The sequence below is a fragment of the Methylobacterium sp. Leaf88 genome (assembly GCF_001422795.1).
Lineage (GTDB): Bacteria > Pseudomonadota > Alphaproteobacteria > Rhizobiales > Beijerinckiaceae > Methylobacterium.
This window is the reverse complement of sequence record NZ_LMMK01000048.1, coordinates 1-15099: the sequence shown is the minus strand read 5'-3', so window position 1 is coordinate 15099 and position 15099 is coordinate 1. Positions and strand designations below refer to the sequence as shown.

General features: G+C 74.1%; 16 protein-coding genes and 1 pseudogene. 9 read left to right on the top strand and 8 right to left on the bottom strand.

Annotated features, from left to right (window positions below; translation table 11 throughout):
* Positions 1-53: 53 nt before the first annotated feature.
* Entirely contained in the window at positions 54-3749 is a 3696-nt protein-coding gene (gene putA / locus ASF20_RS19070) for a bifunctional proline dehydrogenase/L-glutamate gamma-semialdehyde dehydrogenase PutA (protein ID WP_056276952.1), read from the bottom strand.
* Between the two features lie 341 nt (positions 3750-4090).
* On the opposite strand from putA, the gene ASF20_RS19065 reads away from it, so the two are divergent.
* Entirely contained in the window at positions 4091-4264 is a 174-nt protein-coding gene (locus ASF20_RS19065; protein WP_156648133.1) for a hypothetical protein, read from the top strand.
* 77 nt (positions 4265-4341) lie between these two features.
* Here ASF20_RS19065 and ASF20_RS24270 read toward each other — a convergent pair whose 3' ends face one another.
* Complete coding sequence (locus ASF20_RS24270; protein ID WP_156389683.1) at positions 4342-4485, bottom strand: hypothetical protein; 144 nt, start codon at positions 4483-4485, stop codon at positions 4342-4344.
* Between the two features lie 242 nt (positions 4486-4727).
* On the opposite strand from ASF20_RS24270, the gene ASF20_RS24265 reads away from it, so the two are divergent.
* Together ASF20_RS24265 and ASF20_RS19055 are read left to right on the top strand one after the other, a co-directional pair.
* Positions 4728-5135 (top strand): hypothetical protein, encoded by a 408-nt coding sequence (locus tag ASF20_RS24265; RefSeq protein WP_244476496.1) that lies wholly within the window; start codon positions 4728-4730, stop codon positions 5133-5135.
* 311 nt (positions 5136-5446) lie between these two features.
* Positions 5447-5902 (top strand): Rrf2 family transcriptional regulator, encoded by a 456-nt coding sequence (locus tag ASF20_RS19055; RefSeq protein ID WP_056276941.1) that lies wholly within the window; start codon positions 5447-5449, stop codon positions 5900-5902.
* 144 nt (positions 5903-6046) lie between these two features.
* Here ASF20_RS19055 and rocF read toward each other — a convergent pair whose 3' ends face one another.
* The gene (rocF, locus tag ASF20_RS19050; RefSeq protein WP_056276937.1) at positions 6047-6976 is read right to left on the bottom strand and encodes an arginase; all 930 of its coding nucleotides are present in this window, start codon (positions 6974-6976) and stop codon (positions 6047-6049) included.
* A gap of 453 nt (positions 6977-7429) precedes the next feature.
* On the opposite strand from rocF, the gene ASF20_RS25310 reads away from it, so the two are divergent.
* Positions 7430-7558: a hypothetical protein gene (locus ASF20_RS25310; RefSeq protein WP_274533541.1), complete on the top strand. Its 129-nt coding sequence runs from the start codon at positions 7430-7432 to the stop codon at positions 7556-7558.
* Between the two features lie 25 nt (positions 7559-7583).
* Here the strand turns inward: ASF20_RS25310 and ASF20_RS19045 are convergent, their stop codons facing one another.
* The 3 genes from ASF20_RS19045 to ASF20_RS19035 all read right to left on the bottom strand — a co-directional run bounded on the left by ASF20_RS19045 (position 7584) and on the right by ASF20_RS19035 (position 10879).
* Entirely contained in the window at positions 7584-10040 is a 2457-nt protein-coding gene (locus ASF20_RS19045; protein WP_200927246.1) for a DNA topoisomerase, read from the bottom strand.
* Positions 10041-10083: 43 nt separating this feature from the next.
* Positions 10084-10386 carry a hypothetical protein gene (locus ASF20_RS19040; RefSeq protein ID WP_244476495.1) on the bottom strand — a complete coding sequence of 101 codons (303 nt, stop codon included), beginning with the start codon at positions 10384-10386 and terminating at the stop codon, positions 10084-10086.
* Between the two features lie 214 nt (positions 10387-10600).
* Complete coding sequence (locus tag ASF20_RS19035; RefSeq protein WP_056276934.1) at positions 10601-10879, bottom strand: hypothetical protein; 279 nt, start codon at positions 10877-10879, stop codon at positions 10601-10603.
* Between the two features lie 340 nt (positions 10880-11219).
* On the opposite strand from ASF20_RS19035, the gene ASF20_RS19030 reads away from it, so the two are divergent.
* The 3 genes from ASF20_RS19030 (at position 11220) to ASF20_RS19025 (ending at position 12253) form a co-directional block, all read left to right on the top strand.
* Positions 11220-11534 carry a hypothetical protein gene (locus tag ASF20_RS19030; protein ID WP_056221872.1) on the top strand — a complete coding sequence of 105 codons (315 nt, stop codon included), beginning with the start codon at positions 11220-11222 and terminating at the stop codon, positions 11532-11534.
* Positions 11535-11708: 174 nt separating this feature from the next.
* A complete protein-coding gene (locus ASF20_RS24685; protein WP_200917502.1) occupies positions 11709-11885 on the top strand; it encodes a hypothetical protein in 177 nt (58 codons plus the stop codon).
* Positions 11886-12049: 164 nt separating this feature from the next.
* Entirely contained in the window at positions 12050-12253 is a 204-nt protein-coding gene (locus ASF20_RS19025; RefSeq protein WP_055953942.1) for a hypothetical protein, read from the top strand.
* Between the two features lie 130 nt (positions 12254-12383).
* Here the strand turns inward: ASF20_RS19025 and ASF20_RS24680 are convergent, their stop codons facing one another.
* Both ASF20_RS24680 and ASF20_RS19020 read right to left on the bottom strand, forming a co-directional pair.
* Positions 12384-12527 carry a hypothetical protein gene (locus ASF20_RS24680; protein ID WP_200927245.1) on the bottom strand — a complete coding sequence of 48 codons (144 nt, stop codon included), beginning with the start codon at positions 12525-12527 and terminating at the stop codon, positions 12384-12386.
* A gap of 117 nt (positions 12528-12644) precedes the next feature.
* A complete protein-coding gene (locus ASF20_RS19020) occupies positions 12645-13601 on the bottom strand; it encodes an alpha/beta hydrolase (RefSeq protein ID WP_056276931.1) in 957 nt (318 codons plus the stop codon).
* Positions 13602-13698: 97 nt separating this feature from the next.
* Here ASF20_RS19020 and ASF20_RS19015 point away from each other — a divergent pair, with 97 nt between their 5' ends.
* Positions 13699-14586, top strand: coding sequence for a LysR family transcriptional regulator (locus tag ASF20_RS19015; protein WP_056276928.1), 888 nt, complete (start codon positions 13699-13701; stop codon positions 14584-14586).
* An 83-nt stretch (positions 14587-14669) separates the two neighbouring features.
* Positions 14670-15037: pseudogene (locus tag ASF20_RS19010) on the top strand (helix-turn-helix domain-containing protein); the annotation flags it as partial.
* Positions 15038-15099 lie beyond the last annotated feature (62 nt).

Genomic DNA, 15099 nt, shown 5'->3' with positions numbered 1-15099 from the left:
CCCACAAGCCCCTGCGATCCCGAGGCTTTCGTCTCCGATCGCGCCGGCGGCCCTCACCCGTCCAGGGTCATCAGGCCGGCGTTGCCGCCGGCCGCCGCCGTGTTGCGGCTGACCACGCGCTCGCGGACAAGGCCCTCGACCGGGTAGGCCTCGGAGCCGGCGGCCGGATCGGGGCGGGGCCGGTGGATGGCCACCAGGGGGCCGGGACGGGCGGCGAGGGCCGCGGCGAAGGCCGTCAGGGCCTCGGACGCGCCCTCCCACAGGACCGCGTCGGCGGCGGTCTCCGGATCGGCGGCCCGGATGAAGCCGTCCAGATCGTGCGGCAGGGGGTGCGGCAGGGCGGCGAGGAGGACTTGGGCCGGCGCGGTGGGACTGAGAACGACGCGGTTGCCGGTGGCGAGCGCCGCGCCGATCTGGGCTGCGAGGCCCGGCCCGGTCGCCGCCCGGCACAGGATGGTGCCGCGCGGATGCAGGTCGTAGCGGTTCTCCTCGCCCACCGGGCCCGGCAGCCGGAGCCCGCCGCCCACCGGGCTTTGGGCGATCCGCGCTTCCGCAGCCGCGGCCTCCCCGGGCCGGCCCTGGTCGCGCAGCCACCGGACCCAGGCGAGGGCCGCCGGGGCGGGCGGCCCGGGCGGAAGGCCGGTCCCGGCCGGGGCGGCGGCGAGGAGGCGCCGCAGGAGGAGCGGACCGCCGGCCTTCGGGCCGGTGCCGGAGAGGCCGTGCCCGCCGAAGGGCTGCATCCCGACCACGGCCCCGACGAGGTTGCGGTTGACGTAGAGGTTGCCCGCCGCGCTCAGGGCGCAGGCCCGGGCGATCGCCGTGTCGAGGCGGGTCTGGACGCCGAAGGTGAGGCCGTAGCCGGTGGCGTCGACGGCCGCGATCGTCGCCGCGAAGGCGGTGCGGTCGAAGCGCACCACGTGCAGCACCGGGCCGAAGACCTCGCGGGTGAGGGCGGCGACGGACGGGATCTCGATCACGGTCGGGGCGACGAAGGTGCCCCGGTCGCAGGCCTCCGGCAGGGGCGCCCGGTAAACGGGATATCCGGCGGCGCGCATCGCGGCGACGTGGGCCTCGATGGCGTCGCGCGCCTGTGCGCCGATCACCGGCCCGATATCGGTGGCCAGCCGGTCCGGGTTGCCGACCCGCCACGCGGCGAGGGCCCCCTTCAGCATGGCCAGGGTCCGGTCTGCGATCTCCTCCTGCAGCGCCAGCAGGCGCAGGGCCGAGCAGCGCTGGCCGGCGGAATCGAAGGCCGAGACCAGGGTATCGGCCACCACCTGCTCGGTCAGGGCCGAGGAATCGACCACCAGGGCGTTCAGCCCCCCGGTCTCGGCCACCAGGGGCACGGGGTGGCCCTCCGGGCTGAGGCGCCGCGCGAGGGTCGCCTGGATGCCCGCCGCCACCGCGGTGGAGCCGGTGAACAGGACGCCGTTCACGCGCGGGTCGGCCACGAGGGCGGCCCCGGTCTCGCCGCCGCCGGGCAGGAGCTGGAGGGCGCCCGCCGGCACCCCGGCCGCGCGCAGGATCCGCACCGCCTCGGCGGCGACCAGCGGGGTCTCCTCGGCGGGCTTGGCCAGGACGCCGTTGCCGGCGGCGAGGGCCGCCGCCACCTGGCCGGTGAAGATCGCCAGGGGGAAGTTCCAGGGACTGATGCAGGCGACGACGCCGAGGGGCCGGTGCGTGGCGGGGGCGAAGTCCCGGGCCTGCCCGGCATAGTCGCGCAGGAAGTCCACCGCCTCCCGCACCTCCGCCAGCGCGTTGGCGGCCGACTTGCCGGCCTCGCGGATCAGGAGGGCGATGAGCGCCGGCTGGCGCGCACTCAGCGTCGCGGCCGCCGCCTCCAGGATCGCCGCCCGCGCCGCACCCGGCCGCGCGGCCCAGGCCGCGGCCCCGGTCCCGGCCTGGGCCAGGGCTTCCCCCACGAGGTCCGGCCCGGCCTCCACCACGGTGCCGACGCGGTCCGCCCGGTCGGCCGGGTTGCGGACGTCGCGGGCCGGCCCGGTGCGCTCGGCCTCGGCCAGCATCGGCACCGCCCGCCAGAGACGCGCACCCTCCGCCGCCAGGCGGCCGGCGAGATCGGCCAGCCCCTGCTCGTCGGACAGGTCGAGGCCGGCGGCCGCGACCCGGTCGGGGACGAGGTCGCGGGGCTTTCGGATCGCCGGGTGGGGGGCGCCGGGAGGCTGCGCGGCCCGCACCACCGCGACCGGGTCGGCGGCGAGGTCGGCCACGGCCACCCGCGCATCCGCGACCCGGTTGACGAAGGAGGTGTTGGCGCCGTTCTCGAGGAGGCGGCGCACGAGGTAGGCCAGCAGCGTCTCGTGGGTCCCCACCGGCGCGTAGATCCGGCAGGGGCGGTCGAGCCCGTCCGGTCCCACCACCGCCGCGTAGAGGGCCTCGCCCATGCCGTGCAGGCACTGGAACTCGTAGCGTCCGAGATGGAAGTCGGGCCCCGCCAGGGTGTGGAGGGCGGCCAGGGTCTGGGCGTTGTGGGTGGCGAATTGCGGGAAGATCGCGTCGGGGGCGGCGAGCATCCGCTCCGCGCAGGCGCGGTACGACAGGTCGGTGTGGACCTTGCGGGTGAAGACGGGGAAGTCCTCCAGGCCCGCCACCTGCGCCCGCTTGATCTCGGTGTCCCAGTAGGCGCCCTTGACGAGGCGGACCATGAGGCGGCGCCCGGAGCGGCGGGCGAGGTCGACGAGGACCGCGACCAGCGTCAGCGCCCGCTTCTGGTAGGCCTGCACCACGAAGCCGAGGCCGTTCCAGCCGGCCAGGTCCGGGTCGGCGCAGAGGGCTTCCAGGATGTCGAGGGAGAGGTCGAGGCGATCGGCCTCCTCGGCGTCGATGGTGAGGCCGATGTCGTCGTGGCGGGCGAGGCGGGCCAGGGCGGCGACGCGGGGCAGGAGTTCGGCCATCACCCGGTCCCGCTGGGCGCGGACGTAGCGCGGATGCAGGGCCGAGAGCTTGATCGAGATGCCGGGGCCGGAGACGAGGCCGCGCCCCGCCGAGGCCGCCCCGATGGCGTGGATGGCGTGCGTGTAGTCGGCCGTGTAGCGCGCGGCGTCGGCCGCATTCATCGCCGCCTCGCCGAGCATGTCGAAGGAGTGGGTGAAGCCGCGCGCCTCCTGGTGGCGGGCCTGGCGCAGGGCCTGCGCGATGGTCTCGCCGGCGACGTACTGGCCGCCCATGAGGCGCATGGCCTGGTCGACGCCCTCGCGGACCAGGGGCTCGCCGCCCCGGGCGACGACCCGGGCGAGGGAGCCGGACAGCCCCGCCTCGCGGCGCTCCGCGGCGCGGGCGAGGCGTCCGGTGAGCACCAGCCCCCAGGTGGCCGCGTTGACGAAGAGCGAGGGGCTGTGCCCGAGATGGGCCGCCCAGTCCCCCTGTCCGATCGTGTCGCGGATCAGCGCGTCGCGGGTCTCCGGATCGGGAATGCGCAGCAGCGCCTCGGCGAGGCACATCAGGGCCACGCCCTCCTCCGTCGACAGGCTGTATTCCCGCAGCAGGCCCTGGACTCCGCCGACCGGGCCCTGGGCGCGCAGGCGTCCGACGAGCGCGTGCGCGAGGCGCGCGGTGACCGCCGCGGCCCCGGGATCCGTCGTCACCGCCTCCAGGCAGGCGGCGACGCGCTCGGGCTCGGGCGCGCGGGTCTCCGCGGTCAGGCGCCGACGCAGGGGCGTCGGCGCGGCACGCGGCCCCAGGAACGCACCGAAGGGGCGGGCTGACGGCGGTGCCGGATCGGCAGGGCGCATCGCGGGCTCACGGTTCGGGCGGAACCGCCGCCCCGGCCGGGGAGGATGGGACGCGACGCACCGCGAGTCGAGGCCCCGCCCGCGGAGGGACGTCCCGAGCCGTTTTCCCAGCATTAGGCAAGCAGGGATATCGCGAGAAATCCAGTATAGTCCCTGCGTAACCCGGACGCTCCAAAGCAGAAGCCGTAAGTTTTCCCGGGTCGAGCGATCGGCCCGCGCCTGGACGTCCGTGCCCGAGACCCCAGCCCCCCCTGTGTGCCTCGGGCCCGGTGCTGGTGGGGCTGGCGCCGCGCCGCGAAGGGCATCACATCCGCGCCGCGCGCGCCTTCCTCGACGGGTCCATGACCGATCGGTCCCGGGCCAGCGGGCTCCCGTTCTCGACCGTCCAACGCCTGGAGGGGGGCGCGGAGGCTTCCGGCCCATCCAGCCGGTACCGGGCCGTCGCCGCGCTCCGGGCATCCGGGATCCTGTTCTCCCTGATCGAGGGGGCCGCCATCGTCGCCGGCCAGGCCTGAACGCCGTCGCGCCCCGCCCGAACCCCATCGAGCGGGTCCTGCGGCAGGCGTCGACGCGTCAGGGCGTGCAGCAGGGCCTACAGAAAGTGGCGATACACCACGTGGGTGTCGGCTTCCGGCTGGAGGCTGCTCCGGCCGGCGGCGCCGCAGGTCGCGGCGGCGAAGGGCGAAACCATCGCGACGAGGGTCAGGAGCCAGCGAAACGGACCTGCGGCAATCATCGGAATCTCCTCGGCCGGGTGGGGATCGGCGGGTTGGGATCGAATCGTCGCCTGCGATGGCTGCGGGCCTGGGCCCGGGTCCTCCATGGAGCGTTCCGGCCCGTTTCGCGGTGCCGAGACGCACCCGGCCCGCGCTGTGGACGGCCGCACGCGACCGGGGCGCGCCGTCGCCTTTGGCCGTAGGGTGGGCCATGGCTGCACGGATCCTGGATCGCGACCGGTTCGCGAAGTGTCGCGCACTGATGGAACGCGGGGCCACGCCCGGCGAGCGCGCGGCCGGACGCGCGGCCGCGACCCGGGTGGCGGCCGCCGCCGGTCTCAGCCTCGCCGACGCGCTCGTCCTGGCGGATGCCGGTCGCCCGGACGCCGGCCGGGCCCCCGCCCCGGACCGCGACCGGCCGCGCCGGCCCGCCGAGCGGACCTACGCCTGGGCGACGCCCAGGCCCGCCCCGGAACCGGTGACGGTGGAGGAGTTGCGGCGGCAGAAGGCGGCGGACGAGGCGCGGCGCAAGAAGGCAACGGCCCGTGCCCGCCGGCGCCCGCAGGCCGCCGATCCGGACTGGGAGCACTGGTCCGGCGAGGTCCGCGAGGCCCAGGCCGCCCGGGACCGGGACTGGGCGCAGCGGCGTCCCCCCCGCGCCGCCGATTGAGGGGCCGGCCCCGAGGCTGCAACCGGCCCGACGAACACGCGCGAAAGCCCATTCGGATCGGAACGTGCCGTTCCAAGGCGTCCGATCCATGATAAAAAGATGACAAAGGCGCAGGGTCGCACATCCATCCACGCCGTGATCTCTGTCCGTCGCGCAACGGTAGGCTTGCCGCCGCATGTGTCCGATCCCCGGGACGTCGTCCCCCGAGACAACGCCGGGATACGGTGCGCGCGCGGGAAGCGCCCCCTGCCAGGCGGCCCGCGCGGGGCCCGTGCGTCACGGACTCGCTCTCACGCGTCCGAGTGAACGCCATGCGCCTCACGCTCCACACCGATTATGCCCTCCGCACCCTGATCTACCTCGGGGTCAACGGCGAGCGGCGGAGTTCCACGGCGGAGATCGCCCGCGCCTATCGCATCTCGGAGAGCCATCTCACCAAGGTGGTGCACAAGCTGGGTCAGCTCGGGCTGATCCGGACCATGCGCGGCCGTGGCGGCGGTCTCCGCCTCGGGCGGCCCGCGGCCGAGATCTGCCTCGGCACGGTCGTCCGGGCGACGGAGGAGGATTTCGCCCTGGTGGCGTGCTTCTCCGGGGCCGCCTGCGTCCTGACCCCGAGCTGCCGCCTGCAGCAGGTTCTCGGGGATGCCCTGAACGCCTTCCTGGCGGTGCTCGACCAGGTCACCCTGGCGGACCTGATCGGCGGATCGGGGGGCGCGGTCGCGCAGCTGCTCGGCCTGGAGGCTCCGCGCACCCAAACACCCCTCTGATACGGGCTCCGCTCGATCGCAGCGGTGGCCGTATCGGCGAGCCTGCGCGGCGCTCGAGCGAAGCCCGGATCCGCCCTCCCGAAGGGATCAGACGGTCGGTGTCGGGTGGGGACTGGGGGGCCGCCCGGGACGCGGCGGGACGCCTCAGTAGCTCTGCGTCGGCCGGTCGAGCACGGTCCGGCCCATCAGGCTGGCGGCGAGATCCACCATGAGGAGGGCCGTGCGTCCGCGCTCGTCGAGGAACGGGTTGAGCTCGACGAGGTCGAGGCTGCCGACCAGGCGGGAATCGTGGAGCATCTCCATGATCAGGTGCGCCTCGCGGAAGGTCGCGCCCCCCGGCACCGTGGTGCCGACCCCCGGCGCGATGCCGGGGTCCAGGAAATCCACGTCGAGGCTGACATGCAGCCGCCCGCCGGCCGCGGCGACCTGCCCGAGGAAGGCCCGCAGGGGGGCGACGACGCCGACCTCGTCGATGCTGCGCATGTCGTGGATGAGCACGCCGGCCTCGAGCACCGCCACGCGCTCCGCCGGGTCGAGGCTGCGGGTGCCCATCAGGCAGACGTTGCGGGGGGCGATCGGGGCGGCGGGGGCCGGCAGGTAGCCGGAAAAGCCGCGCCGGCCGGTGGCGTAGGCGAGGGGGACGCCGTGGAGGTTGCCGCTCGTGGTGGTGTCGAGGGTGTGGAAATCCGCGTGCGCATCCAGCCAGAGCACGAACAGGGGCCGCCCCTCCTGCGCCGCCCGGCGCCCGAGCCCCGACAGGGTTCCGGCCGACAGGCTGTGATCGCCGCCGAGGAAGATCGGGAGGCCCTCGGCGCTGTGCCGGTAGGCGGCCTCGGCCAGGGCCTCGGTCCAGGCCGCGAAGGCGCCGAGGTGGCGCAGGGCCCCGTTGGGATGGGCCCGCTCCTCGGCGAGGGCCGGCGCGAGGTCGCCCGCATCGACGATGGAGAGGCCGAGGCCCCCGAGGGTCTCGGCGAGGCCCGCGGCCCGGTAGGCGCTCGGCCCCATGTCGCAGCCGAGGCGGCCGGCGCCCTCCTGCACGCGGGCGCCGAGAAGGATGCAGCGTCGGTTCGTCATGGTCGGGTCTCGCTCCGCAGCGCCGTTCGCGCGGCCCCCTCGCGGGGCCGTGTTGCCCAGGCGACGTTGCCCGGGCGGGTGTTGCCGACTCGGCCTTGCCAGGCCCGTGCCGGGGCCGGGCCCGGCGCGATCCGGCCTGCCGGACGCAGGATAGGCGATCCCCGTGACGCTCGTTCCGGGCGGGACGCCGCAGGTCTTCGTCGCCCCCTCGGTCTCCGCCGCCCCGTGCGGGGCTCGGCATCCCGGCCGCCATGTTTTGTTAACCATTCCGGCCGCAGCGTGCCGCCGTTCCTCCGGCACCGGCGCGCGGCCGGCGGACCGGAGGGAGGCCTCGCCGATGAGTCCCGAATTCGGCGGCGCCTCCATAATCCCGCCCGTTTCTCCGAGCCCAGTGGGGCGGGTCGGGGCCCTGGATCACGCAGCGGCCACGACCATGCACAAGGAGTCTCTCCCATGATCAAAACGCTGCTGGCGCTCTTCACCGTCGCCGCCGTCCTGACGATCCGGGCGTTCCTGAAGCTTCTCTGGCTGCCGTTCCACAGCTTCGGCGGCCTCCTGCGCGGCCGTCCGGCCGCCACCTGAACCCGGGCCCGCAGCCGGGTCCCGATCAGCCGGCGCCGCGACCGGCCGTCCTCCGGCGCGGTCGTCCCGCCGCCGTGCCGGCCTCCTTCGCGATTCCCCGGCCGGCCTCCTTGCCGGCAGCCTTCGCGATGCCCCGGCCGGCCGCCCCGCCGGGCGTCGGCTTGACCGGCCCCGGCCTCGCCTGGCGCGCGGTCGGCCCCGTCCGCGTCGGCGCCGCCTGGGCGTCGAGGAACCGGCGGCAGGCCTCGAACTGCGTCTCGACCTCGGGCGGGCAGTCCAGGCCGCGCTCCGCCGCCAGGGTCCGGGCATAGCGCAGCATCGCCGCGCTGGGGGCACGCGGCCCGCCGGCCGCGCCCGGCGCCGCCGTTCGTGACGCGGCGGGACCGGCCTCGGCATCCAGGAAGGCCCGGCAGCGGGCGAGGCTGCTCTTGCAGCCGCGGGGCAGCGGGATGCCCTTGCGGGCCGCCAGCGCCACCGCGAAGGCGACCATGGCCGGCGTGGGCGGACGATCGCCGCCGCCCGCGGCTCCGCGTCCCCGCGACGGCGGGATCAGGCTCGGGTCCAGGCTGACCACCTCCGCCTGCGCGATGGCGGCGATCAGGCCGTCGAGGCGGGTGCGGGTGCGCTGCCGGAACGCCTCGGCCCGCGCCCGCGCCTCGACCCGGGTGGGCGCCCGGCCGATCTCGGCGAGCTCCGCCTCGAACGACGCCCGGCCCACCGGGTCGCCATAGGCCGGAAACACCCGCCGCACCGCCGCGATGAAGGCGAGCCCCACCTCGGTCACCGTGAGGGCCGGGTCCTTGCCGTCCCCGAGGGCCAGGTAGTGGCTCTTCAGGAGCTTGGGCAGGATGGTGTCCCGGGTCGCGGCCGTGCCGAGCCCCTTCGGCTCGTTCGGATTGACGGGGTTCTCCAGGGCCCGCTTCGCCGCCGGATCGTCCACCTGGTCGATCAGGCGGCCCATCACCACGGGAAGCTCGCCCCGGGTGATCCGGCGGGGCGGCTCGGTCACGGCCTCGACGATCTCGGCACCGGCGGCCCTGGCCGCCTCCCCGTCGCGCAAGGCGGGCAGGCGGGTGGCGCGGGCCTCGTCCTCGGGCCGGGCCTTGCCCGGAACGGGATCGGCCTCGATCTCGGCCTCCGCCCCGTAGAGGGCGCGCCAGCCCGGCGCGCGCACGACGCGCCCGCCGACCGCGAAGCGCTTCGCGCCGAGGGGCGTCGCCACCTCGGCCACGACCTCGGTGCGCGCATCGATGCCGTCGGGCAGGTGCGCGGCGCCATAGGCCTTGGCGACGAGTTCCCAGAGGCGGGCGAGGTCCGCCGCGAGGCGCCCGGGCTCCGGCACCTTGCGCAGGGGCACGATGGCGTGGTGCTCGCCCGGATCCTTGACGTAGTGCCCCCGCGCCCCGCGCCGGATGACGGGCGGCGCCGCGGTCAGCAGGGCGCCGAGGTCCGGCAGCACGGAAGCGATGGCGGCCAGCACCGCGCCCGCATCCCCGGCCTGCCCCTCGGGCAGGGCATCCGACTCGGTGCGCGGATAGCTGAGATAGCCCTGGTCGTAGAGATCCTGCGCGAGCCGCGCCGTGTGCTGGGGGTCCCAGCCGAAGCGCTTGGCGCAGCGGCGGGCCAGGGTGTCCTTCGAGAACAGGCGCGGCGGCGCCCGGCGGACGTCCCGCTGCGTCACCCCGAGGGGCCCGGACCACGCGGTCGCCGCCGCCCGGATGGTCTCGGCCGCGGCGCGTTCGAAGATCCGCTCCTTGGGGAGGTGCCACAGGGTCAGGGCCGCTCCCGTGCCGGTCTCGGCGTGCAGCGCCACCTTGAAGAAGTCCTGCGGGACGAAGGCCCGGATGCGCGCCTCGAGGTCCGCCAGGATGGCGAGCGTCGGCGTCTGCACCCCGCCGAAGCGCCAGGGCTCGCGGAAGGCGGGCGGCCGCAGGCGCAGGGAGATCGCGCGCGTGCCGTTGAGGCCGAGATGGTAATCCTCGTATTGCCGGCACAGCGCCTCCAGGTAGGCGGCGTAGTCCCGCTCGCCGGATTCCGGCTCCCGGGCCAGCATGGCGAAGGCCCGCCGGACGGAGACGTCGTCGAGGGCGCCGAGCTTGAGGCGGTCGACCCGGCCGCGCCAGCCGAGATGCTCCAGCACCTCCCAGGCGATCATCGACCCCTCCCGCCCCGGATCGGTGGCGATGATGACGCGCTCGACGCCCCGCAGGGCCTGGCCGATCGCCGCGAGCTTGCCCGCATGCGACTGGCCGGACCGGTTGGTGCCGCAGATCACCGGCAGGGTGTCGAGGACGATCGGCAGGGCCTCGAACTGCCAGACCTTCCAGTCCGGCCGGATCCGGCCCGGCTCCTCGGCGGCGAGCAGATGCCCCTCGGCCGCGACGCAGACGGTGCCGGGCGAGCGGAAGTAGCGCTGGAGCTGACGCATCGCCGACGGCTTCTCGAAGAAGAACAGCGTGCGGCCGGGCGGGGCAGGGGACATGGGATGGGGCACACGGGCTGGAAGGGGATCGCGCGCGCGGGGCTCAGGCGGCCTGCCCGAGGCCGTCCCCGTCGCGGGCCCGCCGCGCCGTCCGTGCGGGCCGGTCCCGGCCCTGCGCCGGGGGATCGACGGACAGGAAGGGCCGGACGAGGACGCGCCGGCCGCGCAGGTCGTGGACGGTCACGTGCCACTCCGCCCAGTCTCCTCCCGCGCCGAGGCTGCGCATCACGTCCCGCGCCACCGCCTCGGCCCGGCGCATCAGTCGATGGGGCGCCCGGATGTCGTTGCCCACGGCGTCGAAGACGCATTCGCGGCCGTTGGTGCAGTGGAAGCGGTAGCGGGCCATGCTGCTCTGACTCCCCCGTCGCCGTGCGCCGGGACGCGCTCGAGTTCACTCTCTGTTCTCATATGCACGCAAGGGCGCCGGGATGGCAAGGGCGGGATGGCAAGGGCGGGATGGCAAGGGCGGGATGGCAAGAGGTGGCCCGCACACGCAAAGCCTGCGCGGGCAGGACCGCCGGGCGGCGGCGTCCTGGGGGAAGTCCTCATGGAAGAAGTCGTCAGCGCCCGCCGGCGCCCCCCCGCATGCTCCTCTGCCGACAGGTGCGGCCCATATCCTCGAAGCCCGCCGGGCAGCGCCGGACGCAGGCGCCGGCGGCGTACTTGAGCGGCGGCCGGCAAGCCCGGCTGAAGCGCTGTTCCTGGAACAGGTAATCCTTCGCGGGGCTCTGCGCCGCGGCCGGGCCGGTCAGCCCCAAGGAAACCACGCCCAACGGAAGCGCGCCCAGGGGAAGCGCGACGAGCGCGAGGCGGAGGGCGGCGTGGGGGAGGCGGGGCATCGATTGTTCCGGGGCGGGGCTTGGGTCCGGGGGAGCCTTGCGGCCTTCGCCTCTACCACGTCCCGTCCCACCCGGACATGGGCGCCGACGCGCGGCGCGCCTCGGCCCGGAGGGGCGTCCAGCGCCCCCGGCGTCGCGACGGGCCTCGCGATCGGTCTCGATGCCACTATCCGCCGACATCTCTTCCTGATCTGCACCGATCTCGACCCGACAACACTTTTGCCATCCTGCTTTTTTGCAATGCACGGGTAATACCGCGGAGCACAAACTAGCCTATTGGTGGAACTTGTACCTTCGCGAACCGTAGGTAGTCTGAACGGGCCCAAGCCTCGGGGACGCCATGTTGTACCTGTCCTTCCTTCTCCTGGGCGCCGTGGCCAGCCGCGCGTTCCGGATCTCGGGCCTGCTGGCGATCGTCGCGCTCCTGGCGGTCGCCATCGGACTCGAAGGCGCCCTCAACCAAAGGGACCCGGCCTCCGTGCTGGGCCATGCCGTGCTGATGCTGGCAGCGGTGGAAATCTCCTATCTCGCCACATCCTGGCTGTGGGACGCGGCGGCCCGTCCGCGGCCGCACGGGGAGATCGGAAGCGGGGAAGAGCCCGCGACCCCGAGGCCTTTCGGGCCAAGCCTCCCCGGCGAGCCCCGGGAGTTGTGAAGGTCCGCCCCGGACGCGACGGGGACAGGATCCCGCATCCGAACACCGCCAGCGCCGTCGAACGCCGACCGGCCCCGCCGTGATTCGGAAATTTCCTGCGCAACCTCCGCCCATCTTGCAGCATTATGCAGACTCGCCCCAAACGTCCGAACGGGGTCAAACGGAGTGTGACGGATGAGCGCCGGCTATCCACTTCTGATCCTCGCCCTGGGAACCCTCGGCGGCATCGGCTTCCTCGCCCTCGGGGCCCGCAAGCAGGTCGCCGACCTGAAGAACGACCCGAAGCGATCGAGCTTCGTGCGCGATCACGGCGGCACGCCGCGGGAGAACATGCCTGGCACCGAGCACTGACGGGGCGACCGGGACGCCCGCACGCGGCGTCCCGGTCGCCGAGACGCTCCCCGCCTGCCGAGTCGGAACCGGCGCCCGGCCCAGCCGTTGACAGCCAGATTGGAATTGATCTAATTCGCAACTGAGCGCGGCCTTCGCCGCCGCGCAGATCCCAAGGAGCTCCCATGGCCGGCCACGCGCATTGCGACAGCTGCAAGTTCTTCGACGAGCACAAGGTGAACGGCGCCCAGGCGGCCGGCGAAGAGGGCCTGTGCCGCTACAACCCGCCCGTGACCCAGCCCGCCCCCGAGTCGAAGGGCCTCTGGCCGGTGGTCGCCACCAGCGACTGGTGCGGCCACTTCACGCCCGAGATGTCGGCGGCCGAGTAAGCGGCCCGCACCGCATCCCACCAGGGGCCAGCCTTCGGGCTGGCCCTTCTCGTTTCGGCCGCGATCGACGAACGGGTCGGGTCGACCGCCATCCGGATCGCGGCGCGTCCCGCGTCCCGCACCGACGGCCCTACAGGATATTCCGCTTCAGGTGAGCGGCGACCCGCCCGCCGCTCACCTCGGCATCCGGGTTGCGAACCTCGCGCATCCGCGGAGCGGACCCGGTCGTCACGTAGACCACCACCGTCAGTGCCAGGAGCACCTTCGCGCCCATCGCCCTTGCCCTCATCGTTAAGAGGGGGTGGATAGGATCGATCCCTTTCGACTTTGTTGCAGTGCGGTGGCTCCTCGCGCCGCCGCGGCGGCTTCGTCGGGTGTGGTGAACAGACCGTCACGGCGTGCCGCGATCCCCCGAACCGGCGCAGGCCGCCGTCACGGCCCGATCCAGGAACGCCGCCGCGGTGGCGATCGCCTCGCGCCCTTCGGCCAGTTCGGCATGGAACATGTGCCAGACGTGGAACATCCCCGGCCAGACCTGCAGCGAGGCGCGGACCCGGTTCTCGCCGAGATGCGCCGCGAGCCGGATGGCGTCGCTCAGCATCAGTTCGCCTTCGCCGATCTGCACCAGGATCGGCGGCAGCCCGCGGACATCGGCGAAGACCGGCGATGCCTCGGGGCTGTTCGGCAGCGCGCCGCCCAGGAAGGTCCTGGCCATCAGGTCGAGGCCGGCCTTGGTGTTCAGCCTGTCGAGGCCCTCGCGATTGGTCATCGACGCGCCGGTGTGCTCGAGGTTCGCCCAGGGCGAGAGCGCCGCACCGCCGGCCGGCAGCGCCACGCCGGCATTGCGCGCCAGGACCATCACCGAGACGACCATCGCCCCGCCGGCCGAATCCCCCGCGAACGTCACCGAGGCCGGGTCCTGCCCCTGGGCGATCAGCCAGCGGTAGGCCGCGAACGTATCCGCGATCGGAACGGGGAACGGATGCTCCGGCGCCAGCCGGTAATCGGGCAGGTAGACGCGCGCCTTCAACGCCCTGGCGAACGCCGCGGCCAGCCCGTGATAGCCGCCCGGCCCGCCGACGATGTACGCCCCGCCGTGGATGTAGAAGAGCACGCGGTCGCCCGCGACCTCCGGCGGGGTGACGAGGGTCGCCGGCACGCCGCCCATGTCGACCTGTTCGATCCGCATGTCGGCCGGCGTCGGATGCTCGGCCATCGTGCGGACGTACGACCGCCGGATGTCGTCGATCGTCACGGACGCGGTCTCGCCGCGGAGGACGGGGGCGAGGTCCCGCAGGCTCGCGGCCCATCGGTCGAGGCGATGAATCACGGTGGGGTTGAAGGTCATGGCGCTGGCTCCCGATGGCGTTGATCCGTTCACGTCCCCGATATAGTCCGGTGATTGGCGACGGGACGTCGACACTGCGAGGGAGTGGCGGCGCCGCATGGCACCGGGCAACATCAACGACATCGTCGCCTTCGTCGCGGCCGCCGAAGCGGGCAGCTTCGTCGGCGCGGCCCGTGCGCGCGCGATGACGCGGTCGGGCATCGCCAAGAGCGTCGCCCGCCTCGAGGATCGCCTCGGCGTCCGCCTGTTCCACCGGACGACGCGCAGCCTGGGGCTGACCGACGACGGCCGCGTGTTCCTCGATCGCTGCACGCCGATCCTGGCCGACCTCGAAGCGGCGGAGTCGTCGATGTCCGATGGCGGCGGGGAGCCGCAGGGTCTGTTCCGCATGACCGCGCCGATGACCTTCGGACGCGTCGTGATCCTGCCGCTGCTCAACGATTTCCTGGCCCGCTGGCCCCGGCTGAAGGCCGAGGCGAGCTTCACCGACCGGATCGGCGACCTCATCGAGGACGGGATCGACCTGGCGATTCGGATCGGCGAGCCCCGCGAGACCAGCCGCCTCATCACCCGAACCCTGACCCAGCAGCACGATCGGGTCGTCGCGAGTCCTGCCTATCTGTCCACGCATCCGGCGCCGCGGCATCCCGACGATCTGGCGGGGCACGACTGCCTGAATTACATCGGCGCCGGGCAGAGGCGCCCGTGGCGCTTCACCGTCGAGGGCAGGACCGTCGCCGTCACCCCCCGCGCCCGCCTGTCGCTCGACAGCGGCGAAGCGCTCCGCGACGCGGCGGTCTCCGGGGCGGGGCTGGCGTTCCTGCCCGGCTATGTCGTCGAACGGGATCTCGCCGAAGGACGGCTCGTCGCGCTGTTGACGGACCATGGCGCCCCGCCGGTGCCGATCAGCCTCATCTATCCCAGCCGCCGCCATCTCGCGCCGAAGGTCCGGCGCTTCATCGATCTGCTGGTCCGGGCCGTCTGATACCCATCGGTACGGCTGAGGACGCACGGGTTCTACGCGCGCGCGTCGGGCGTGATCCGATGCGGCGAGCCAGGAGGTTTGCCCTGTCGAAGGCCGTGGACCTGCGCGCGGACTGGTGCCGATGCCCGACGACGCCGGGCGCGGACGAGCCGCGATGCCGGTCAGAGCCGGCGCCTTCGAGCGCGAGCCGCGATCGACGAGGGCGAAAGCCGCACCCGGCCTTGCGCGGATCGGCGCGGTCGGCCTGCAGAGGGTGCGCGACTGGAGGCTGGCCTTCGACACGGCTGGGCCGGACGGTTTGATCGAGCGCAGGAAGCCCGGCCCACGGCCCACGCGCGACGATGCGCGGCGACACGCCCTGGCGGCTGTCATCGAGGAAGGGCCGAACCTGCAGCCGCACGGCGTGGTGCGCTGGCGGCGGAAAGACTCGGCCGCCTGGCTGTTCGAGCGTGATCCGCCCCCATTGAAGTGGTCCGCCCTTTGGTATGGCTTTTGAGCCTGGAGGACGGACGA

What these genes read in the sequence shown, in the direction of transcription:
- putA (WP_056276952.1), bottom strand. Translation starts at nt 3,749, where the DNA reads ATGCGCCCTGCCGATCCGGCACCGCCGTCAGCCCGCCCCTTCGGTGCG.
- ASF20_RS19065 (WP_156648133.1), top strand. Translation starts at nt 4,091, where the DNA reads ATGACCGATCGGTCCCGGGCCAGCGGGCTCCCGTTCTCGACCGTCCAA.
- ASF20_RS24270 (WP_156389683.1), bottom strand. Translation starts at nt 4,485, where the DNA reads ATGATTGCCGCAGGTCCGTTTCGCTGGCTCCTGACCCTCGTCGCGATG.
- ASF20_RS24265 (WP_244476496.1), top strand. Translation starts at nt 4,728, where the DNA reads ATGGAACGCGGGGCCACGCCCGGCGAGCGCGCGGCCGGACGCGCGGCC.
- ASF20_RS19055 (WP_056276941.1), top strand. Translation starts at nt 5,447, where the DNA reads ATGCGCCTCACGCTCCACACCGATTATGCCCTCCGCACCCTGATCTAC.
- rocF (WP_056276937.1), bottom strand. Translation starts at nt 6,976, where the DNA reads ATGACGAACCGACGCTGCATCCTTCTCGGCGCCCGCGTGCAGGAGGGC.
- ASF20_RS25310 (WP_274533541.1), top strand. Translation starts at nt 7,430, where the DNA reads ATGATCAAAACGCTGCTGGCGCTCTTCACCGTCGCCGCCGTCCTGACG.
- ASF20_RS19045 (WP_200927246.1), bottom strand. Translation starts at nt 10,040, where the DNA reads ATGTCCCCTGCCCCGCCCGGCCGCACGCTGTTCTTCTTCGAGAAGCCG.
- ASF20_RS19040 (WP_244476495.1), bottom strand. Translation starts at nt 10,386, where the DNA reads ATGGCCCGCTACCGCTTCCACTGCACCAACGGCCGCGAATGCGTCTTC.
- ASF20_RS19035 (WP_056276934.1), bottom strand. Translation starts at nt 10,879, where the DNA reads ATGCCCCGCCTCCCCCACGCCGCCCTCCGCCTCGCGCTCGTCGCGCTT.
- ASF20_RS19030 (WP_056221872.1), top strand. Translation starts at nt 11,220, where the DNA reads ATGTTGTACCTGTCCTTCCTTCTCCTGGGCGCCGTGGCCAGCCGCGCG.
- ASF20_RS24685 (WP_200917502.1), top strand. Translation starts at nt 11,709, where the DNA reads ATGAGCGCCGGCTATCCACTTCTGATCCTCGCCCTGGGAACCCTCGGC.
- ASF20_RS19025 (WP_055953942.1), top strand. Translation starts at nt 12,050, where the DNA reads ATGGCCGGCCACGCGCATTGCGACAGCTGCAAGTTCTTCGACGAGCAC.
- ASF20_RS24680 (WP_200927245.1), bottom strand. Translation starts at nt 12,527, where the DNA reads ATGGGCGCGAAGGTGCTCCTGGCACTGACGGTGGTGGTCTACGTGACG.
- ASF20_RS19020 (WP_056276931.1), bottom strand. Translation starts at nt 13,601, where the DNA reads ATGACCTTCAACCCCACCGTGATTCATCGCCTCGACCGATGGGCCGCG.
- ASF20_RS19015 (WP_056276928.1), top strand. Translation starts at nt 13,699, where the DNA reads ATGGCACCGGGCAACATCAACGACATCGTCGCCTTCGTCGCGGCCGCC.